Genomic DNA, 20286 nt, shown 5'->3' with positions numbered 1-20286 from the left:
GACGGATTCTTTATTCTTTGTTCTTTATTCGATATTCCTGTTCTGAGTTCAATACGGAGGAAAATCACATGGGCGTGGAAAGTTTGTTGCCGGTCCGTCCACTGATGGATTCTTTATTCTTTGTTCTTTATTCGATATTCCTGTTCTGAGTTCAATACGGAGGAAAATCACATGGGCGTGGAAAGTTTGTTACCTGTCCGTCCACTGATGGATTCTATATTCTTTGTTCTGGGACGGGAGGAAAATCACCATGCAAGCGATTCTCATAACTCATCACTCATTACTCATTCAATAGTTGATCTAGCTTAATTCGAAGATATTTCCATTTGGCTTCAAACTGTCAACTGCCACTGCCAACTGCTACTCCCTTATGCTCAAAACGCATGATTATTCGGTCTTGTATACACCATCTGCACTACATTAATATTACGCATATTAAATGCTGCTTCGCAATAGGAAAAATAATAATTCCATTTGCGGATGAATTCATCGTCGAAACCCAATAATTTAATTTTATCGGTGTTGAGATTAAATCGGGAGCGCCATTCAGCGAGGGTTTGCACGTAACTTTTTCCGAGGTCTTTAAGGCCGAACATGAACATATCGCCTGTTTCGTTTACGGCATTATTTATTGCGGCAATGGAAGGCAATAATGTTCCGGGAAAAATATGTTTTTGGATAAAATCGACATTCTTTTTAAATTCATCAAAACGGGAATCGGGACAAACAATTGCCTGCAAGGCAAGAACGCCATCAGGTTTTAATAAACCATGAATTTTATCAAAGTATGTTTTTAAATATTTAGCGCCAACTGCTTCTATCATTTCTATGGAAATTACTTTGTCGTATTTTCCTTCTATCAATCGATAATCTTTTAACTGCACTTCTATTTTATCACTTAGGCCTGCATCTGCAATACGTTTAACTGCAAAATCGAATTGCTGTTGCGAAATTGTTACGGAAGTGATCTTGCAATTATAAGTTTTTGCAGCATACATGGCAAATCCCCCCCAACCGGTTCCAATTTCCAATACATGATCTCCCTCCTTAATTTTTGAGGCATTACACAAACTTTCATACTTCTGAATTTGTGCCTGTTCGAGATCGTGACTAGGATCAGTAAAATAAGCGGAGGAATATGTCATACTTCCATCCAAAAACAAAGCGAAAAAATCGTTGCTCAGATCGTAATGAGCAGAAATATTTTTACGGGAACCATTCAAAGAATTTTTCCTTTTTCTGTGATAGATCTTATTGGCAAATTGTAAAATATTTAATGCAACCGATTTTACTGCTGAACCGGAAACTGTCGGAGAATTTTCAATATTCAATAAAAACCACGACAATAATTTTGTAAGGTCGCTTGTGGTCCACTCTTCTGCCATATACGCTTCTGCAAATCCGATATCGCCGAATAAAAATGCTCTTTTGTAAAATTTGAAGTCATTTACTGCAACATCAGCATGTAATCCATTCTCCTTCGAACCCAATTCCATGGTTGTTCCATCTTCCAAAGTGATGTGGATATAACCCTTTTGCATGGGTTTCAGGAGGTTTAGGATGGTGTTTTTGTAAAAACTCATTGAATTTGGCATTTCTGGTTTTTGAGATAATTTCCGGCTAACACCAAAAAATTGTCCACAATAATAACTAAAAAAGCTGCGAATTTGTTTATCGGATTTGAATCCACAAATTATTTACGGAATTTGACCCGTTCGGGATTGCAAATTCTGGAAAATTTAAAAACAATTTAACAGTCATTTTGTTCAATAAAGTTTTCAGGGCTTTTTAATGACCTTACCATGTAATCAATCCACTTTCCAATATTTCATAACCAACCATAATAGTTGATACTTCATAGGTGTCATGATTGATCATATAATTTTTCATTACTAAATAGGATTCCAAAAAATATTTTTGGTGTTTTAGTTCCCAATATAACCCCGCACTCCTTACATCAAAAGAATTAAAAATAGTAGGTAGATCTTCGCTTTTCTTTACGGAATATAATATGGTGTTATTATATACAAATTTGATCAATAGTTCGTATGACCTCGATAGATCAATTGTGTCGTGTGGATGAACATAATAATTGGATGAATTTCTGGGTACCTCTAAAATCGTTTTCAGGGTATCGACAATTAACTGTACATCTGTACGATGGATCCAATTGTTTTTATCAAAATTATACAGCATGTTAAATTCATTAAATAATATGGTGTCGTAAATAATATTATATGTTTTTTCATCACCAACATAATAATAATACCCATATTGTCCGGCATAGGAAGGAGTCTTGGTGAATATTGTATCGGCCCTTAAAATATACGTGGTTCCAACATACAAAGAATCAAAATTTCGAATTACAATTTGTTGATAGTCCAAATCAGCATAAAACGGGTCATCAATCATAAGTAAAAACTTCCCATCCTCACTAATTAAAACCGAGTCAGAATTTATTTGCGCAGAAATGGCTGTAAAATTTAGTAAAATCGCAATTAAATAGCAATATTTCATCAAATATTTGTTATCCCCTTTTGCAAATCCTTATTGGCATTTTTTTTATGATAAGGCACTTTCTTAAACCACAATAACATTGCCTGAAAATGTATACTCCACAATACCTTAACTGATATGAAGGGAAAACGAAAAACATAAGCTAAAAGTCTTCCGTCACTCAATTTTTTTTCTGTTCCGGTCAGGGTACTGATAAAAAATTTAAACCCTTCCTTATTTTTTACGTTGATCTGAATATTCATTTTTTCAGCGGGGATCTGGTATCGGAACTCAAATTCTTCATCCAATTCGGTAAAAGGAGAAACATAAAAATATTTGGTAGCGTGTTGTTCGAACCCTTTGTCATGTTTTTTATCTATAAGAAACATTTTCATTTCGCCGAAGGTGTTGCTTATTTCTGTGACAACATATTTGCAATCATTGGCAGCACCATAACAAAAATAAAAACTTACCGGGTTGAATACATGGCCGAACATTCTCACATGGGTTAGTAGAAATACTTTTACCGGAATATCACTTATTCCGTTTTCTTTTAAATAATTATTGAGTTTAGTTCTTACATCTAGTTGATTTCTATTATCTCCTTTTGGGAATTTAAAATGATCATCGTCCCGAAAATTAAAAATATTGGTTTTGTTGCAGGAAAATAACTTTAATTGATCAGAAGTTTCATCCAGTTTATCAATATCCAGCCAAAACATAAAAATTTTATAGGTAAACCTATGCCTTTTCGGGGTGAGCCGATTATGCATTACCTGACATTTATAGAGTTTTGAACTCATGTATTATTTTTTATTCTGTTACAAACGTCAACGGCACTCATCAAAGCATCTTCATGAAAACCGTAACGAAAATAACTTCCGCAAAAAAAGATTTGTCCGTTGTTGTTTAGTTCAGGCAAATGTTTTTGCATTTGCATTGCTTCTACGGTAAAGATAGGATGTTCGTAGATGATCTCCTTTATGATCTTCGTTTTATCTATTATTTTACTTTCATTTATAGTGACGAAATAATTCTTTTTTTTGGAAACTTGTTGCAGACTATTCATCCAATAGGTGCAGGCGGAAATCATTTTATCATCCTTTTTTTCTGTGCAATAATTCCAGCTGCTCCAGGCTCTGCGGGTTTTAGGCATAACCGATTCATCGGTATGTAAAATTGCGCGGTTTTTCTCATAATGAAAGGGAGAAAGCATGTTTTTCTCCGCAACCATAACATCATTTAGCATTGTTCTCGCCTCATCTGCATGTGTTGCAATTATAACTTTGTCGAATAAAAATTTTTCACCTTTATGAGTTATAACTTCCACATGATGGTCATAACGATTAATTTTATTTATCCCTGAATTTACCAGAATTTTATCTTTAAAGGGTGCTATCAATCGTTTTTTATATTCCTCGCTTCCACCGTCCACCGTATACCATTGAAACTGTGTATTTAATCCCAAAAAACCATGATTTTTGAAAAAGCGAACAAGAGTTGCTGCAGGGAAAGACGAAGTGGTTTCAGGAGGTGTGCTCCACAAGGCGGAACTCATGGGTAATAAATACCAATCCAATAAATTATTATGGAATTTCTTGAATCTACAGTATTCAGCTATAGATAAATTTTGCATGTTAGTATCTTCAAGCACTTCGATACATTCTTTATTAAATCGCGTGAGCTGCATTAAAAATCGAATATATCGCGGCGAAAAAATATTTTTGCGTTGTGCAAAGATGAGGTTCAGACTACTTCCGCAATATTCCAGGTTTTCATGTGGGATCATAGCAGAAAAACTCATTTGCGTTTTTTTAATGGGAACATTTAATTCATCGAATAATTTTAATAAATGCGGATAATTTTCATTATTAAAAACGATAAATCCTGTATCAATTGGAATGTGAATTCCCTCCTCTTCAACGTACACTGTATTGGTATGACCACCAATTCTGTCCGCTTTTTCAAAAACAGTAATATCAAAATCATTTTGCAGATAATGCGCGCATCCCATTCCGGCAATTCCGGTTCCAATAATTGCTAATTTTTGTTTCGACATTATCCTGCAGTTCTTTCAAATAAATAATGACTCACAAACCATTCCTTTCCACTTTTATAACCCCAGAGTTCGGCGCATGCCATAAAAAATATTCGCCAATAGACCCACCACTTTGTTGTCTGTTTTTCTCCATAAACACTTTGTAGAATAGGAAGAATTTCTTTTTTATGTGCATCCATGTTTGCCAGCCAGGCATTGGAGGTTTTTTCATAATGTGTTCCGTCCCAATGCCAGTGTTTATTTATTTTAAAATGATCATTAAAATAAAGAAGAAGATCATCAGAAGGCATGATACCACCCGTAAAAAAATATTTACTCATCCAGTCATTTTCATCTACAACCTCAAAATAATAGGTAAATTCTTTATGTGTAAAAATGTGAACGAACAATTTACCTCCCGGCAATAAAAAACGATCTATTTTTTGCAACAGTTTTTGATAATTGCGCATATGTTCGAACATCTCGACTGAAACAACGCGATCAAATTTATTTTCTGTTTCAAAAACATTCATATCAGCGGTTAGAATGGTAACGTTAGTTAGTCCTCTTTCCTGACAACAATCATCTATATAAATTTTTTGAGATGCGGAATTGGAAACACCTGTAATTTGTGCCTGAGGATATTTTTTTGCCATATACATCGTTAAACTTCCCCAACCGCATCCCAATTCAAGTATTTTCATCCCATTTTGTAATTCTGCATGTTGACAGGTTAGTTCTAAGGCATTATTTTCCGCCTCATCTAAATTTTTAGTTTGGGCGTTATAAAAACAAGAAGAATACTTCATATTTTTTCCCATCACATATTTAAAAAACTGTGTCGGAACTTCATAATGCTGCTCATTTGCAGCTTTCGTTTCGATGGCGATCGGAGAATTTTTCAACTCCTCAATAATTTGCATCAAATGTTCCTGTTGCAGTTCTTGTGTTGCTTTTGTTTCTTGTTTTAATCGTTCTGCCAACAAACTTCTGATACGCATTCGGATCAATGAGTCGGGGATTAGGTTTTTTTCGAGAAGTTTGTTTATCATTTGTTCTGAGTTCTGAGTTCTGAGTTCGGGGTTCTGAGTTCTGGGTTCGGAGTTCTGAGTTCGGGGTTCTGAGTTCGGGGTTCGGGGTTCTGAGTTCTGGGTTCGGAGTTCTGAGTTCGGGGTTCTGAGTTCGGGGTTCGGGGTTCTGAGTTCTGGGTTCTGGGTTCTGAGTTCGGGGTTCTGAGTTCTGGGTTCGGAGTTCTGAGTTCGGGGTTCTGGGTTCAGGGTTCGGGGTTCGGGGTTCGGGGTTCGGGGTTCAGGGTTCGGGGTTCTGGGTTCAGGGTTCGGACATGTAGTAGATCTCCTGTGTCGGTCAACATATGTTTTGGTTAAAAACACTTTATATGGTTTGAGTGTTCATTCCTTAATTCCTTCATTCTTAATTATTTTCCCTTCCCTCAGACCTCACAGGTTTCCCAAACCTGATGAGGTCGTCGGGTTTCATTCCTTCATTCTTTCATTCCTTCATTCCTTCATTCTTTAATTCTTTCATTTTTAAAGTAAAGTGCGTGTTAATTTATCCATAAGAAATTTTATTACCAATTAAATGTGAAAAAGTGGGTATGCTTTTTGAACATTTCGGTACAATTTTACGTATATTAATGTATAAGCCCGAAATCACATTGAAAACCACTTTGAAAAAATGAACACTATTAAACAATTCGGATTGCCAAATTATGTAGTTTGGATATTTACAGGAATCGCTTTTGTTGCGGTTGGTATTATTTCTGTATTTCACTGGACCTATGGGTTGGCAACATTTATATTGACATGCGGCGTAGCTTTTGCAGGTTATTGGTTCTTTTTCAGACCTGCTTTTGTTGCCCTAAACATTATGAAAATTGGTGAACCGGCAATGGCCATTATTTTGGAGGTGCATGAAACAGGTTTAACTGTTGACCACAATCCGAGAATAAAATTATTATTAGAGATTCGCCATAGTTCCATGGTTCCTTATGAAGTTGAGTTAAAACAAAACATCAAAAAAGACGAACTGAAAAACTATCAGGTTGGACGGACACTTCAGGTTAAAGTTGATAGTCGGGATAAGAAGAAGGTTGCGATTTTGGCGGCGTGAATTGGGGACACAAGACATAGGACACAGGACATAGGACTTGACAAAGGACATTGGAAATTGGAAACAGGACTTACATTTATTTAATTTGGAAAATTTTATTACTTATTAATGGTTTGCAGTTAATTGTAAAATTTTCGATCCAAAAATTGGGTTTCCCTTTTTTAACCTTACAAACCTTCCTTCCTTTTTTCCTCCTTAGAACCTTTCCCTTCGATTCTTGATATGGACAGGGGAATCGGGACACGAGACACGGGATTTACCTTGATTTAGATTGAAAAATTTTATTACATAGTAAAAGTTTCCAGATTGATCTAAAATTTTCTGGATTAATCGACTTTCCTTTTAACCTTACACCCCTTCCTTCCTTTTTTATTCCTTAGATCCTTAACCTTCTCCCTTCGAATCTTCTCCCTTCGAATCTTCTCCCTTCGATTCTTTAATACTTCTCCCTTCGATTCTTGGCTACTTCTCCCTTCGATTCTTATCTTTACGGCATGGTTTACTTAACGCGCAGAGAAACTTTCAATGCTGCACATCGCCTTTTTAATACGAAATGGAGCGAGGAAAAAAATTTTGAGGTGTTTGGAAAATGTGCCAATAAAAACTGGCACGGACATAATTATCAGCTTTTTGTTACGGTAAAAGGGGAAGCTGATCCGGATACCGGATTTATCATTGACGCAAAAAAATTAGGTGATCTGATAAAAAAGGAGATCGTTGAGCGATTTGACCATAAAAATTTAAATACGGATACTCCCTACTTTCAGAACATTCAACCCTCCACAGAAAATTTTTGCAAAGTAATTTGGAACCTTATTGAACCAAAGATCAACCAAGGGGTTTTACATAGCATTAAATTGCAGGAAACAGAAAATATCTACGCAGAGTATTTCGGCGACTAAACAAAATTACCATGGCAGAAAAAATTCAAGATAAGGGCAACAACAGCTTTTACAGAAAAGTGGAAGAATTCGGAAGTACTTCCATTGAATCTTTGAGTAATAATTATTTGGAAATTATTAAAACTCTGGGAGAAGATCCTGATCGCGAAGGATTGCAAAAAACTCCGGAGCGCATCGCGAAGGCCATGCAATATATGACACAGGGTTACAATCAGGATGCAGAGGCAATTGTTCGCGGAGCCATGTTCAATGAAGAATGCAGTGAGATGGTTATTGTAAAAGATATTGAGATCTATTCGATGTGCGAACATCATATGTTACCCTTTTATGGTCGCGCACATGTTGCCTATATTCCGAATGGAAAAATTGTAGGTCTGAGCAAAATAGCGCGGGTGGTTGATGTTTTTGCAAGGCGTTTGCAGGTTCAGGAACGACTTACTCAACAGGTTTTGCATTGTTTAGATAATACTTTGAAACCTCATGGGGTTGCAGTGGTTATTGAAGCAAGTCATTTATGTATGATGATGCGCGGAGTGCAAAAACAGAATTCAGTTACCACTACATCTGCGTTTACCGGTCAATTTCAAGAAATGCAGACGCGAAATGAATTCATAAACCTTATCGCTGCCAGGTTAAGTAAATAATCAACTATTATTTTTTACATTTACGGCTTAAAATAAACGCTATGAAAAAAGGACGTTTGGTTTTGGCCATATTATTTATTCTGAGTTCTACTCTGGTAAATGCACAATCAAAAAAATATAAAATTGAAGGTAAAAAGTGCACTCGTGTTGAAATAACGGATCCCGGCGAATTATATAGCAGTTATGAACTACTTGATGAAGACCTGGCTATACTTAAAATAGAAAATGTAAAACCATTTCTTTTGGAAAGTATTCAGAATAACCATACAGAAGATAAATGGCCTTCTGAATTGGGTAATCTTGATTCCAGAGTAAATAATCCCGACAAAATGAAATCATTGGTTGCATATAAAGTTTGCAAATTGGATGGAAAATATCTTTTAGTGATACCCGCAAAACACAATTCCGAATTAGGAAGCGGATGGGCTCCTTCGCGGGATATTTTTATGGTAATTGGTGAATCAGGAATTAAAGAATAAAAATAAACGGGTATGAAAAAAGCATATATTTTCCCTGGACAGGGTGCTCAATTTCCTGGAATGGGAAAAGATCTATTCGAAAATAATACAAATGCCAATTCCCTTTTTGAAGAGGCAAATATGTTATTGGATTTTCGTATCACCGATATCATGTTTAATGGAACCGAGGAAGAATTAAAACAAACAAACGTAACGCAACCTGCTATTTTTTTACATTCCGTTATTCTTGCATCCACCATTGAAAATTTCCATCCTGATATGGTTGCAGGACATTCTCTTGGTGAATTTTCTGCATTGGTTGCCAATAAAACATTATCTTTTGAAGACGGATTAATTTTAGTCTCCAAACGCGCACATGCCATGCAAAAAGCCTGTGCCTTGCAACCCTCAACAATGGCAGCAGTTTTAGGATTAGCTGATGATATTGTAGAAAAAATATGCGGTGAAATTGATGGCATTGTTGTTCCTGCAAATTATAATTGCCCCGGTCAATTAGTTATTTCCGGAGAAATTGAAGCAGTAAATAAAGCATGTGAAGCATTAAAAGCAGCCGGTGCAAAACGCGCATTAATTTTACCTGTTGGAGGTGCATTTCATTCACCTTTAATGGAACCGGCGCGTCAAGAATTATATGAGGCTATTCAAGCCACTACATTTAATACTCCTATTTGTCCGGTATATCAAAATGTAAATGCAAGTGCGGTATCAGATCCTGAACAAATTAAAAATAATTTAATTGCGCAATTAACTGCACCCGTAAAATGGACACAATCTGTTTTAAAAATGGTGGAGGATGGAGCTACACATTTTGTGGAAGTTGGACCTGGGAAAGTGTTGCAGGGATTGGTGAAAAAGATAAGTGTGGGAGTGGAAGCGGGAAGCCTCTAATTTATTTTCACATTGACTTTAAGCATCAATATTTGAAATTTTACTCTTATTTATTATTTTATAGTATTACCATAATATTTATCATTATTGCAGTATTAGGTGATAGTCAAATATTTTTTTATTATTTTAGTGCTGCTGTACTTTCTGGAATCATAGGCTATGTTTTTCAGCGAAAACAAAAATCACAAAGCCCTGTAAATCGTAGTTTTATCATTTCGCTTTTTATTTTATGGATTCCGGGAATATTCTTTACAGGATCATTATATAATCTGATCTTTGTAATGGCATCTAATTCCATTCCAGACCCATCAGCATTATCAACAGATGCCCCTACTTTAATTATGATTCTATTAGGCCCACTATTGTTATTAGTATTCACTATCATCTTCATTATTAGTTTATTCAAAAGAAGAAAGATAGAATAAATTAAAAGGAGAATTAATTATTTCAAACCCTGCTCTAAATCCGCAATAATATCCTCTACATTTTCAATACCCACACTTAATCTTACAAGTCCATCAGTTATACCACCGGCTATTCGCCTTGCACGCGGAACATTCACGTGGGTCATACTTGCGGGATGCTGAATTAATGTATCCAGAGTTCCGAGTGTGGTTACCATATTGCAAAGTTTCACGGAATTCATTAGTTGTTTTCCTGCTTTTAATCCTCCCTTTAGATCGAAACTCAACATGCCGCTGAAATCGCGCATTTGTTTTTTAATTATTTTATGTTGGGGATGCTCTTTAAATCCACAATAATTTACCTGAGCAACTTTTTTATGATCGCGTAAAAATTCTGCAACTTTTTTTGCATTTGCACAGTGTCGTTGCATTCTTATTTCCAATGTTTTTAATCCTTGCAATATTAACCATGCATCAAAGGCATTTGAGTTGGCACCCAGTAATTTTATTTTGGTCCAGACATTTTCTTTCATGAATTTAATATCTTTTCCTACCACTACTCCACCTAATCCTGATCCATGTCCATTTAAATATTTTGTTGTGGAATGTATAACTAGATCAGCACCTGAAATCAATGGTTGTTGACAATAAGGAGAAGCAAAGGTATTATCAACTGCTACTTTTATCTTATATTTATTTGTCAGTTTGGAAATAGCATTTATATCGTAAACTTCCATCATTGGGTTGGATGGTGTTTCAAGATAAATTAATTTAATGGAATTATCTTTTTTAATAATATTTTCTACTTTATCAAGATCATTCAGATCGCAACGTTCATTTTCAATTCCGAATGAAGCGAGTTGTTTTTGAATTAATTCGTCGGTGGTGCCATAGAGTTGATTTTGGGTGAGCAATTTTTCACCGGAATTTAAACAAGCCATCATCGCTGAAGAAATTGCTGCCATTCCACTGCTGAATAATTGGGCTTTCGCCTTAATATCCGAACCATGCGTTTCCAAGGCGGCAATTTTATTTTCGGCCATTTCAACAGTGGGATTTGACCAGCGGGAATACACATATCCCTGAAACTGATCATCAAATAATTTCATAGCCTCCTCTGTGGAATCGAAGGTATATGCGGTTGTAGCATAAATGGGTTCCGTATGAGGAGAGATCTTTTTTGTGATCTTTGAAGGTTGAACACAAAGAGATCCGAATTGAAGATTATTTTTCTTTTTAGACATGGAATTTTAAATTAAGCACATACAAAGTAAAATAATTACAATGCCTTTAGGAAATTAAATATCTTTAACTGAACATTTGTTTAATGAGAATGGTTGATTTTATAGGCAAACTTAAATGAAATGACATACCGATACGACGATACATCGCTTCCAAAAATTGTGATCATAGGCGGAGGATTTGCGGGCCTGGAACTCGTAAAACGACTAAATAATAAACCTTACCGCGTAACTCTTTTAGATAAAAATAATTTTCACACCTTTCAACCCTTGCTTTATCAGATAGCTTCGGCGGGATTGACAGCGGAAAGTATTGCATACCCTTTTCGCAGAAAGATAGGCCAATATCCCAATATTATTTTCAGGATGGCAACGGTGGAAAAAATTGATCCGCAAACACAAAAAGTAATTACAGATGTTGGGGATTTCGAATACGATCATCTCATAATTGCAAGCGGGGCAGTAACAAATTTTTATGGCAATACTGCAATTGAGAAAGTGAGTTTCACACTTAAATCGGTGCAGGAAGCTCTGGATATGCGAAGTGCTATTTTACACAAATTTGAAAGGGCGATAATCTCCGATTCCACTGCAGACCAAAAACAGCGGATGAATTTTATTATTGTTGGCGGGGGCCCAACCGGAGTAGAGCTTGCCGGTGCTTTAGCAGAGATCAGAAAAAATGTTTTACCTCACGATTATCGCGAACTTAAAGGCGAAAATATGGAGATCCATTTAATAGAGGGGTCGGGTAGATTATTGGCTGCAATGAGCGAAAAAGCATCCCGATTGGCTAAAAAATATCTGGAAAGTGATGGAGTAAAAGTTTGGCTGAATGCCCTTGTTCAAAATTTTGATGGTGATGAATTATTACTTTCCAATGGCGAGAAAATTAAAACAGATAATATTATTTGGGCTGCCGGAGTAAAAGGCGCAACTATAGAGGGAATAAGTGCCGAATCAATTGTAAGAGGTGGAAAATATCAAACGGATGCTTTTAACCGAATCAAAAATTATTCAAATATTTATGCCATTGGAGATATAGCTTTCATGACTGAGGATAAAAATTTTCCCAACGGACATCCGGGAGTAGCACAAGTTGCAATACAACAAGCTTCTAATCTTGCCAATAATTTTATCAGACTTAATAGAAAAAAAGAATTAAAACCCTTCAAATATAAAAACAAAGGAAACATGGCAACCATCGGAAGGCATAAAGCCGTTGTAGATCTGCCTTTCTATTCCTTTGGAGGCTATTTGGCTTGGTACATCTGGATGTTCATTCACCTGATGGCGCTTGTGGGATTCAGAAATCGTTTTATGGTATTTATGAACTGGATGTGGAATTATTTTTCATACGATCGCGCATTACGCATCATCGTAGAACCGGAAGAAAAAAATACCTGAAAAAGGAAGTGCGCTACCTATAAAATTCGTGTAACAGAAAACGGGCACCGGTGGTAAAGTGATAACTCACACCAAAATCATTTCCGATATATTCATTATTCACTTGCGTGAATGGCACTTCAATTTTAGCCTCGAAATACCACCAGAATCTGCCTCTAACAGTCCAGTCCATTCCGAAACCCAACGGCATTCTAACACTCAAATTGGAAGCGACCAACGTTGTGCCTTCCGATACTGCAAATACGGTATCCACATAAGGACCTAAATTCATTTTTGTATTCACCATCCAAAGACTTGCGCCAATTATACCATAAAAGGCAAAATAATCATCTGCATCAGTCTGGAAAAAATATCTTCTATAGTCGGCGTCGATGTTAATAAGATTACTCACTAAAAACGATTCGACAGTATCCGTAAGTAATCCTGTAGAATCAAACATAATGATATCCCATGGTTTTTGAGCAAAAAAGTTATAACCTCCACCCAATGTAACCATATTATAGTCGTAATCACCATAATGCCAGCCGACTTTAAGGTTAATACCTTCGCCTACAAGGTCTTTTGTAAAAAAAATGCCTCCATCTGTCATGAGCCAAAGTTGGGCATTTACTTGTTTGGTACTGAGGATGGAAAGCGTCGCAATAGTAAGAGCCAATATTGATTTCTTCATATTCGGTGGTATTTAAGGTTGTGTATCAAAACCCTTTGGATTATTGATTACTGCACAAAATAAATGATTTTTACTTGTAAAATGAAATCTGCTGTCAATACGGCACCTTTATTATGTCCAATTGCCTCTACAAAACCTTAACTTTGAGTAAAAGAACATAAAGATGAAATCTAAAATATTACTGATAACCGGCGCCGACGGAGCATTGGGAAAAACAGTTACAGCGCGTTTGTTAGACGAAGGTTGGGAATTACATGCCGCGGTTTTAAATGAAAAAAGCAAATCCATTCTCGATGAATTCTTCCCTCAACAGATCAATAAAACTCTTTTTCCTTTTATTGCCGATCTTGCTAAAGAAACAGAGGTGCAGAATTGGATAAGAGGCATAAAAGGCAATATTTTCGGACTTGTCCACCTTGCAGGAGGTTATAAAGGAGCAGGTTCAATAGCAGACTATACCGAAGCAGATTATAATTTTTTGATGGACCTGAATGTAAAACCTACTTTTTTATTGCTCAAAGAAATTGTTCCTATACTAAAAGCTTCCGGTATGGGTTCCATAGTAACCATCGGGGCAAAACCTGTTTTACATCAGGCGAAAGGAAATACTTTATACACGGCGAGCAAGGGTGCATTGGTTGCAATCACTTTAAGTGTGGCTGAGGAATGTCGCAATTTTAATGTCAGGGCGAATATTATTTTACCGGCAACATTACAAACACCCAATAATTTGAGTTGGGCTACGGAAGAACAATATAAAACCTTTACTCCCACCGAAGATGTTGCGGATACCATCGCATTTTTAATGAGTGAGAAGGCTAAAGGAATTACCGGAGTTTCAATCCCTATGTATAATAAAATTGAATGGTAAAATAAAATTCCTATTTTTGAATCATGTATTTATTAACCCTTAAAAATAAAACGTATGTTACAAACAATTGCCCCCGAAAATCTTTTTATTTTCGACATCGAAACAGTACCCGGAAAAAAACACTATGATGAACTCGCTCCGGAATTACAGAAATTATTTGACGATAAAGTAGGTCGCACCCGAAAGGAGGATGAGGATAAAAGCGAATTCTATTTTTCGAAAGCAGGAATATTTGCAGAGTTTGGAAAAGTAATATGTATCTCCTGCGCCTATATCCAAAAAATAAATAATGATTATCATCTTAAAATAAAAACTTTTAAAGGTGATGATGAAAAAATGATGTTGGAAGAATTTAAACAGACCTTAATTAATGTCTCCAAAAATAATTTTCAATTATGCGGGCATAATATTCGCGAATTTGATGTTCCATGGTTGTGCAGAAGATATTTAATTAACAGAATTACTTTACCTCCGGTGTTGGATATTTATGGCAAAAAACCCTGGGAAGTAAATCATGTGGATACCATGGAATTATGGAAATTCGGTGATTATAAAAATTATACTTCTCTGAATTTATTAGCTACAATTTTAGAAATTCCTACACCAAAAGATGATATTGATGGCAGCATGGTTGGCGATGTTTACTGGAATAAAAATGACCTTAACCGTATCGGTCTATATTGCAGCAAAGATGTTATTGCCGTTGCACAGGTAATTATGCGATTAAAGGGATTGGAGTTGATAAGGGAGGAGAATATTATTTATGTATGATGATTAAATACATGATCTGATGTTTAAATTATTTGCGCTTGTAATAAGTTTTCTTTTATTAAAATTAGGTTTATTACATGCACAATGCGATACCTTCTCCAGGGAAATTTTGCAGATCATTAAAACGGAAAATTATATCGATTTGCATGACCATTTGCAACCAATAGAAGAAATAAGGAAAATTTTGCATTGGGAAGTTGATAGTCGTGGAGATAGTTTGCTTAAAATTTTAAACGATTCCCTCTTTGTTTCACTAGTTAGAAATATGAAAGATATTCGGGATTCTATACATTATCATGAACTTGATATAAATTCATTACAATATCTTGATTGTTCAGGAACTGAAGGAATAAATTCACCAATAAAGATCAGATTTACAGTAGGTGGCAAATTGGATTCATTAAATGTTCCTACCTGGGGAATCTCAGATTATTATATATCCCAAGAATTAGAATATCACAATGAATGGATCATTACTCCCGCTGAATCTTTTGTAGAGGCAACAAATGCTATCAATAATATCGGTAATTCTAATGGTTTATTTACTCCTCGCGAAAAAGAATTGGAATTGGGTATCAAACTACTGGATGAGTATCTAAAGATCAACTCTATTGAATATAATTCATACCTTTTTGTTTTGGGATATCAAAATGAAAAAAAGCAAACTATTTTGAGATATATTGTTTTTATGGATGAAAGTAAAATAAAGTTGTTGGACTTAGATCTTGAAAAGAAAACCTGGTTGGAATTAATATCGGAATGATGAGAAATCCACGAGTTCCTTCGGTAACTCTATCATAAAGCACATAGAAATCTTTGCCACAGAGTTACCGAAAGAACTCTGTGGCATCCGGATAATCGGTATTTTTAATACCTTAGCTAATGCAATATCCCTATATCTTTAAATCATCTAACTCAAATATTATGAAAACATTTCTGTTGATCTTATTTTCCTCAATAACCATCGGTGTTTACAGCCAATCAACAATTATTGGCACAACCACTTACGACCTTCAAACAAATGCCTGCTCCAGAAACCGGATACAGGTTTACGACGATGGAAGTATATCAGTAGTCTGGACCGGAGCCACCACATTAGGTGCTTGGCCAGAACGCGGAATGTTTTACAATCATTATAACGGAGTAACATGGAACCCTGCTCCAACTGCCCGAATTGAAACTGTTAGGACAGGTTTTGGTGAATTAATGAAAGTGCTGGATCATGAAGTTGTACTTTCTCATGATGGAACTAATTTACAATTATTTGCCAATGCTGTTATAGGTGGTGCAGTATGGACACAACTCCCGGGATCTGATCTGATAACAGGATTATGGCCGGTTACTGAATGTCCTCAAGGTACTGATGATATTTATGTTGTTTGTGCAGATAACGTATCGCCAACCAGTATCATTTTTTCAAGATCAGATAATGGAGGTGCTTCATGGGCAGTTTTAGAATCTCCCTTACCCTTCTTATCAGAAGCAGATGGATTTGATGCATTAAGCGCTGAAGTGTATCAAATTCAAGTTAAAGGATCACATGTATATATTTCCTATGGAAGCAGTTGGTCAGATCTAATATTACTTCATTCACCTGCAAAAGGAAATCCCGGAACCTGGTCACAAATAGAAATAAATGATTTTCCAATAGATAATTATAATGGAGATCTGGGTGAGGATTCTGATTTTGATGGTGATGGTGATTTTGATACCATTAATACTATTGATGGATTTAATGAAATGATAATCACGAATGCGGGTGTGGTGCATATTTTTTCTGGAAACTATCAACTGCTTGATACTGATCCAGACGCAGAAGGATGGGGTTATTTTCCAAGAACAAGCGGACTACTTTATTGGAATTCCACCATGGCTGAACCGACAAATATTGAATTATTAATTGATTGGAATAATGCAGATGGATTAAATGATCCTTTTTTAGGTATCGGTGCGGATCTCGCAATGTATGATGGCGTATCCTTCACTTCTATGGTTGGTGCGGCAATTGATGAAGCAACAGGATATATTTATCTTATTTATGCCATGCCTATAGAATATACCGATTATTTTGGTGATCCTGAAGTAAGTGAAGCGCAATCATTCAGAGATCTTTTTGGAGTGTATTCTGCTGATAATGGAACAACATGGTCGGCACCAATTAATTTGACCAACACCGCAGAATTACATCAGGAAAATGTTTTTCCAATGGTATATGATAAAGCAATTGACGGAAAAGTGCATGTAGTTTGGATGCAAGATGCTGAACCCGGAACTTCATTGGATGTTAATAACACAGATGCTTATGGATCAAATAATATCAGATATCAAGCATTTGACGGAGCAGATTTCGGAATTGAACCACCATGCGATTTCACCGAAGGCCCAACAGGATTATTTGCAGCTCCAATTGCACCAACATCAGTGCAATTACATTGGGATGAAGTTCCGGGTGCTGATAAATATCAGGTATTGGTTTATCAAGTTTCAGATCCGGCAATAAAATTTAAGAAAAAACCAGCGAGCAATATGGCAAATATTCTCGGTCTAACTCCGGAAACAGATTATGCATATAAAATTAAGACGATTTGTCCGGGTGGTGTTTTTTCTCCTTATTCAGCAACTTCTTTCTTCACCACACCTCCATTAAGATCGGGAGAAATAAATAATTTCTTAATTGTTTATCCAAATCCTTCCAATGGAAATTTCACTGTGCAATTACCTGATTTAATAAATACTAAGGTGGAGATAAAAGTTATAGATGCACTTGGTAAAATTGTTTTATTAAAAGATGTGTTTACTACTGTGGAAGACCAGGAGGAAAAAATAGATCTATCCGGTGTATCATCGGGGATATATTTTATTCAGATGTTGTATAATGGTGATTTAACTACTGGAACAATATTAATTGAATAAATCGTCTTACACAGAGATTCCATCGGTAATTGTGGCAAAGTAATAGCCGTGGGTTTTAACCCACGGATTAAAAACGGATAAGTGACCGGGCTTTAGCCCAATTATGGATTTTTAATTGGAAAGTTATGTTACATGGCTATGATTTTTTCAATAATTGATTTTTGATAATTCAATTTTTCTTGATATTTTATTCTAAACATGATGATCCTCAATTGGGCTAAAGCCCGTCTATAGTGTGTACTTTTTCCCACCGGCTAAAGCCGGGGGTTATTGGTTTTCAAAATCCTCAAATTCCTGCCGTAAGCTTGTTGCTAAACTGCATCAGTAGAAAGATTCCATCATACAAATAAAATGTCAGTTTGGCTGTTCATTCGTGCATTCGTGGCAACTTTTTTTGTCCAATATGTGGATGAAAAATAAACCATGAATGCACGAATGAACTGCCATTAGGTGTGTTTTTCAGAAGATTAGATTCATATTTTGTGAATATTATTATATCAAATATTTGTCGCGCCTTTCCGTTTTCGACACTTTATACCCTTCAAATGATTCCGCAGTTTAGTGGTGAAACGCAACCATTCTTTGAACCTTCAACTTTCCCCACTATTTTTACCACATGCAAAAGGATCTGTTGCTGGATGTTAAAAATTTATCTACTCATTTTACTACGGATGGTGGAATTGTTAAAGCCGTTGATGATATTTCCTTTCAAATTTACAGGGGAGAAACTGTAGGCATTGTTGGCGAATCAGGTTCCGGAAAATCGGTCACTTCTTTATCGTTAATGCGACTTATTCCAAATCCTCCGGGAAAAATTGTGGGTGGAGAATTAATATATCGCAGTGAAAAAGGCGCTGTAGATCTCACCAAAGTTCCTGAAGCTGAAATGCGGCATTACCGGGGAAATAAAATTTCCATGATATTTCAGGAACCCATGACAAGTTTAAATCCTGTTTTTACCTGTGGTTCTCAGGTGGATGAAGCAATTATTTTACATCAGAAAAAAAATAAAAAAGAAGCAAAGGCATTAACACTACAATTATTTCAAAAAGTACAACTTCCATCTCCTGAAAGAATTTATTCTTCGTATCCGCATACATTAAGCGGCGGACAAAAACAAAGGGTAATGATCGCAATGGCAATGAGTTGTAATCCCGATATTTTAATTGCCGATGAACCGACCACAGCTTTAGATGTAACGGTTCAGAAAACCATTCTGGAATTAATGTCGGAACTCAAAAAAACAATTAACAGCAGCATCATTTTTATTACACATGACCTCGGTGTAATTGCAGAAATTGCCGACAGAGTTTTGGTGATGTATAAAGGAAAAATTGTGGAACAGGGAACCGTTCTCGAAATTTTTGAAGATCCCAAACATCCTTATACCAAAGGATTAATGGCTTGTCGCCCGCAATTGGAGCTCCGTTTAAAAAAATTGCCTGTTATTGCAGATTTTATGCGCGAGGATGAATCGGGGAATCTATTTGCGCGAACAGATTCTGAAGACGGACAGGAAAATAGTATAACAGATATTCTCAAAACAAATATCGTAACCCAACAGGAAACCGATCAGCGATTAATTGATCTTCAAAAACAAGAGCCCATATTAAAAATTGAAAATATTAAAACATGGTTTCCTGCAACAAAAACAATTTTCGGAAAAGTAACGGAATGGGTAAAAGCAGTGGATGATGTTTCTTTTGATGTTTACCCGGGGGAAACTTTGGGATTGGTTGGTGAAAGCGGTTGCGGAAAAACTACTCTTGGGAGAACCATTATTCGTTTAGTGGAACCTGTTTCCGGAAATATTATTTTTAACGGCAAAAACATTCTCGAATTATCACAAAATGAAATGAAACCTTTGAGAAAGGATATTCAGATCATTTTTCAGGATCCATATTCCTCACTAAATCCGCGTATGACAGTGGGTAATGCCATTAAAGAACCGATGACAGTACACAAATTATATGCTAATGATAAGATCCGAAAGGAAAAGGTGATAGAATTAATGGAGAAAACGGGTTTGAAAGCCGAATTTTATAATAGATATCCACATGAGTTTTCCGGCGGGCAGCGTCAGCGAATTTGTATTGCAAGAGCACTGGCTTTAAATCCGAAATTTATTATTTGTGATGAAAGTGTTTCCGCTTTGGATGTAAGTGTGCAGGCGCAGGTTTTAAATCTGCTGATCCAATTGCGTAACGAATTCAATTTTACCTATATATTTATTTCTCACGACCTCGGGGTGGTAAAATTCATGAGCGACCGGATGGTGGTGATGAATAAAGGGGTAATTGAAGAAATGGGTGCATCGGATGAAATTTATCACAATCCCCAAAAAGAATACACCCGGAAACTGATTGATGCCATTCCGAAGGGTCAGTTAAGTGACATTAAACAGAGGTTAATGCAACTGCAATAAAATATTC

The 20286-nt window shown here is 36.0% G+C and carries 19 protein-coding genes; 11 read left to right on the top strand and 8 right to left on the bottom strand.

All coding sequences use genetic code 11. From position 1 onward, the window contains the following. Positions 1–374 precede the first annotated feature (374 nt). From IPI31_09355 to IPI31_09335, 5 genes are all read right to left on the bottom strand, one after another. Positions 375–1595: a class I SAM-dependent methyltransferase gene (locus IPI31_09355; protein MBK7568019.1), complete on the bottom strand. Its 1221-nt coding sequence runs from the start codon at positions 1593–1595 to the stop codon at positions 375–377. 202 nt (positions 1596–1797) lie between these two features. Further along, a complete protein-coding gene (locus IPI31_09350; protein MBK7568018.1) occupies positions 1798–2517 on the bottom strand; it encodes a hypothetical protein in 720 nt (239 codons plus the stop codon). Next, a complete protein-coding gene (locus IPI31_09345; GenBank protein MBK7568017.1) occupies positions 2517–3299 on the bottom strand; it encodes a DUF1365 domain-containing protein in 783 nt (260 codons plus the stop codon). The genes IPI31_09350 and IPI31_09345 overlap by 1 nt, the downstream gene beginning before the upstream one ends. After that, positions 3296–4555: an FAD-dependent oxidoreductase gene (locus tag IPI31_09340; GenBank protein MBK7568016.1), complete on the bottom strand. Its 1260-nt coding sequence runs from the start codon at positions 4553–4555 to the stop codon at positions 3296–3298. The genes IPI31_09345 and IPI31_09340 overlap by 4 nt, the downstream gene beginning before the upstream one ends. Continuing rightward, on the bottom strand, positions 4555–5586 hold the full coding sequence (locus IPI31_09335) for a class I SAM-dependent methyltransferase (GenBank protein MBK7568015.1): 1032 nt from the start codon (positions 5584–5586) through the stop codon (positions 4555–4557). Before IPI31_09335 ends, IPI31_09340 begins: the two co-directional genes overlap by 1 nt. Positions 5587–6229: 643 nt before the next feature. Here IPI31_09335 and IPI31_09330 point away from each other — a divergent pair. The 5 genes from IPI31_09330 to fabD all read left to right on the top strand — a co-directional run bounded on the left by IPI31_09330 (position 6230) and on the right by fabD (position 9577). Continuing rightward, positions 6230–6664 carry a hypothetical protein gene (locus IPI31_09330; GenBank protein MBK7568014.1) on the top strand — a complete coding sequence of 145 codons (435 nt, stop codon included), beginning with the start codon at positions 6230–6232 and terminating at the stop codon, positions 6662–6664. A 494-nt stretch (positions 6665–7158) separates the two neighbouring features. Further along, a complete protein-coding gene (locus IPI31_09325) occupies positions 7159–7566 on the top strand; it encodes a 6-carboxytetrahydropterin synthase (protein ID MBK7568013.1) in 408 nt (135 codons plus the stop codon). Positions 7567–7577: 11 nt separating this feature from the next. After that, on the top strand, positions 7578–8210 hold the full coding sequence (gene folE, locus IPI31_09320) for a GTP cyclohydrolase I FolE (GenBank protein MBK7568012.1): 633 nt from the start codon (positions 7578–7580) through the stop codon (positions 8208–8210). 41 nt (positions 8211–8251) lie between these two features. After that, entirely contained in the window at positions 8252–8689 is a 438-nt protein-coding gene (locus IPI31_09315) for a hypothetical protein (GenBank protein ID MBK7568011.1), read from the top strand. A 12-nt stretch (positions 8690–8701) separates the two neighbouring features. Beyond that, a complete protein-coding gene (gene fabD, locus IPI31_09310; GenBank protein MBK7568010.1) occupies positions 8702–9577 on the top strand; it encodes an ACP S-malonyltransferase in 876 nt (291 codons plus the stop codon). A 166-nt stretch (positions 9578–9743) separates the two neighbouring features. Here fabD and IPI31_09305 read toward each other — a convergent pair whose 3' ends face one another. Further along, positions 9744–9983, bottom strand: coding sequence for a hypothetical protein (locus tag IPI31_09305; GenBank protein ID MBK7568009.1), 240 nt, complete (start codon positions 9981–9983; stop codon positions 9744–9746). 36 nt (positions 9984–10019) lie between these two features. Beyond that, positions 10020–11225 carry an aminotransferase class I/II-fold pyridoxal phosphate-dependent enzyme gene (locus tag IPI31_09300; GenBank protein ID MBK7568008.1) on the bottom strand — a complete coding sequence of 402 codons (1206 nt, stop codon included), beginning with the start codon at positions 11223–11225 and terminating at the stop codon, positions 10020–10022. Between the two features lie 120 nt (positions 11226–11345). Between IPI31_09300 and IPI31_09295 the strand changes: the two genes are divergently transcribed. Continuing rightward, on the top strand, positions 11346–12629 hold the full coding sequence (locus IPI31_09295) for an NAD(P)/FAD-dependent oxidoreductase (GenBank protein MBK7568007.1): 1284 nt from the start codon (positions 11346–11348) through the stop codon (positions 12627–12629). A 13-nt stretch (positions 12630–12642) separates the two neighbouring features. Here IPI31_09295 and IPI31_09290 read toward each other — a convergent pair whose 3' ends face one another. Further along, positions 12643–13299, bottom strand: a complete 657-nt coding sequence (locus IPI31_09290; GenBank protein MBK7568006.1) for a hypothetical protein — start codon at positions 13297–13299, stop codon at positions 12643–12645. A gap of 163 nt (positions 13300–13462) precedes the next feature. Here IPI31_09290 and IPI31_09285 point away from each other — a divergent pair, with 163 nt between their 5' ends. From IPI31_09285 to IPI31_09265, 5 genes are all read left to right on the top strand, one after another. Then, on the top strand, positions 13463–14170 hold the full coding sequence (locus IPI31_09285; GenBank protein ID MBK7568005.1) for an SDR family oxidoreductase: 708 nt from the start codon (positions 13463–13465) through the stop codon (positions 14168–14170). Positions 14171–14224: 54 nt separating this feature from the next. Further along, the gene (locus tag IPI31_09280) at positions 14225–14941 is read left to right on the top strand and encodes a 3'-5' exonuclease (GenBank protein ID MBK7568004.1); all 717 of its coding nucleotides are present in this window, start codon (positions 14225–14227) and stop codon (positions 14939–14941) included. Positions 14942–14960: 19 nt separating this feature from the next. After that, positions 14961–15704 carry a hypothetical protein gene (locus tag IPI31_09275; protein MBK7568003.1) on the top strand — a complete coding sequence of 248 codons (744 nt, stop codon included), beginning with the start codon at positions 14961–14963 and terminating at the stop codon, positions 15702–15704. Between the two features lie 161 nt (positions 15705–15865). Beyond that, on the top strand, positions 15866–17854 hold the full coding sequence (locus tag IPI31_09270) for a T9SS type A sorting domain-containing protein (GenBank protein MBK7568002.1): 1989 nt from the start codon (positions 15866–15868) through the stop codon (positions 17852–17854). Positions 17855–18470: 616 nt separating this feature from the next. Continuing rightward, the gene (locus IPI31_09265; GenBank protein MBK7568001.1) at positions 18471–20279 is read left to right on the top strand and encodes an ABC transporter ATP-binding protein; all 1809 of its coding nucleotides are present in this window, start codon (positions 18471–18473) and stop codon (positions 20277–20279) included. The last annotated feature ends 7 nt before the right edge of the window (positions 20280–20286 follow it).

The organism is Bacteroidota bacterium (genome assembly GCA_016706865.1).
GTDB lineage: Bacteria > Bacteroidota > Bacteroidia > Chitinophagales > BACL12 > UBA7236.
The sequence above is the reverse complement of the archived record's forward strand: the minus strand, read 5'-3'. Positions and strand labels throughout refer to the sequence as shown.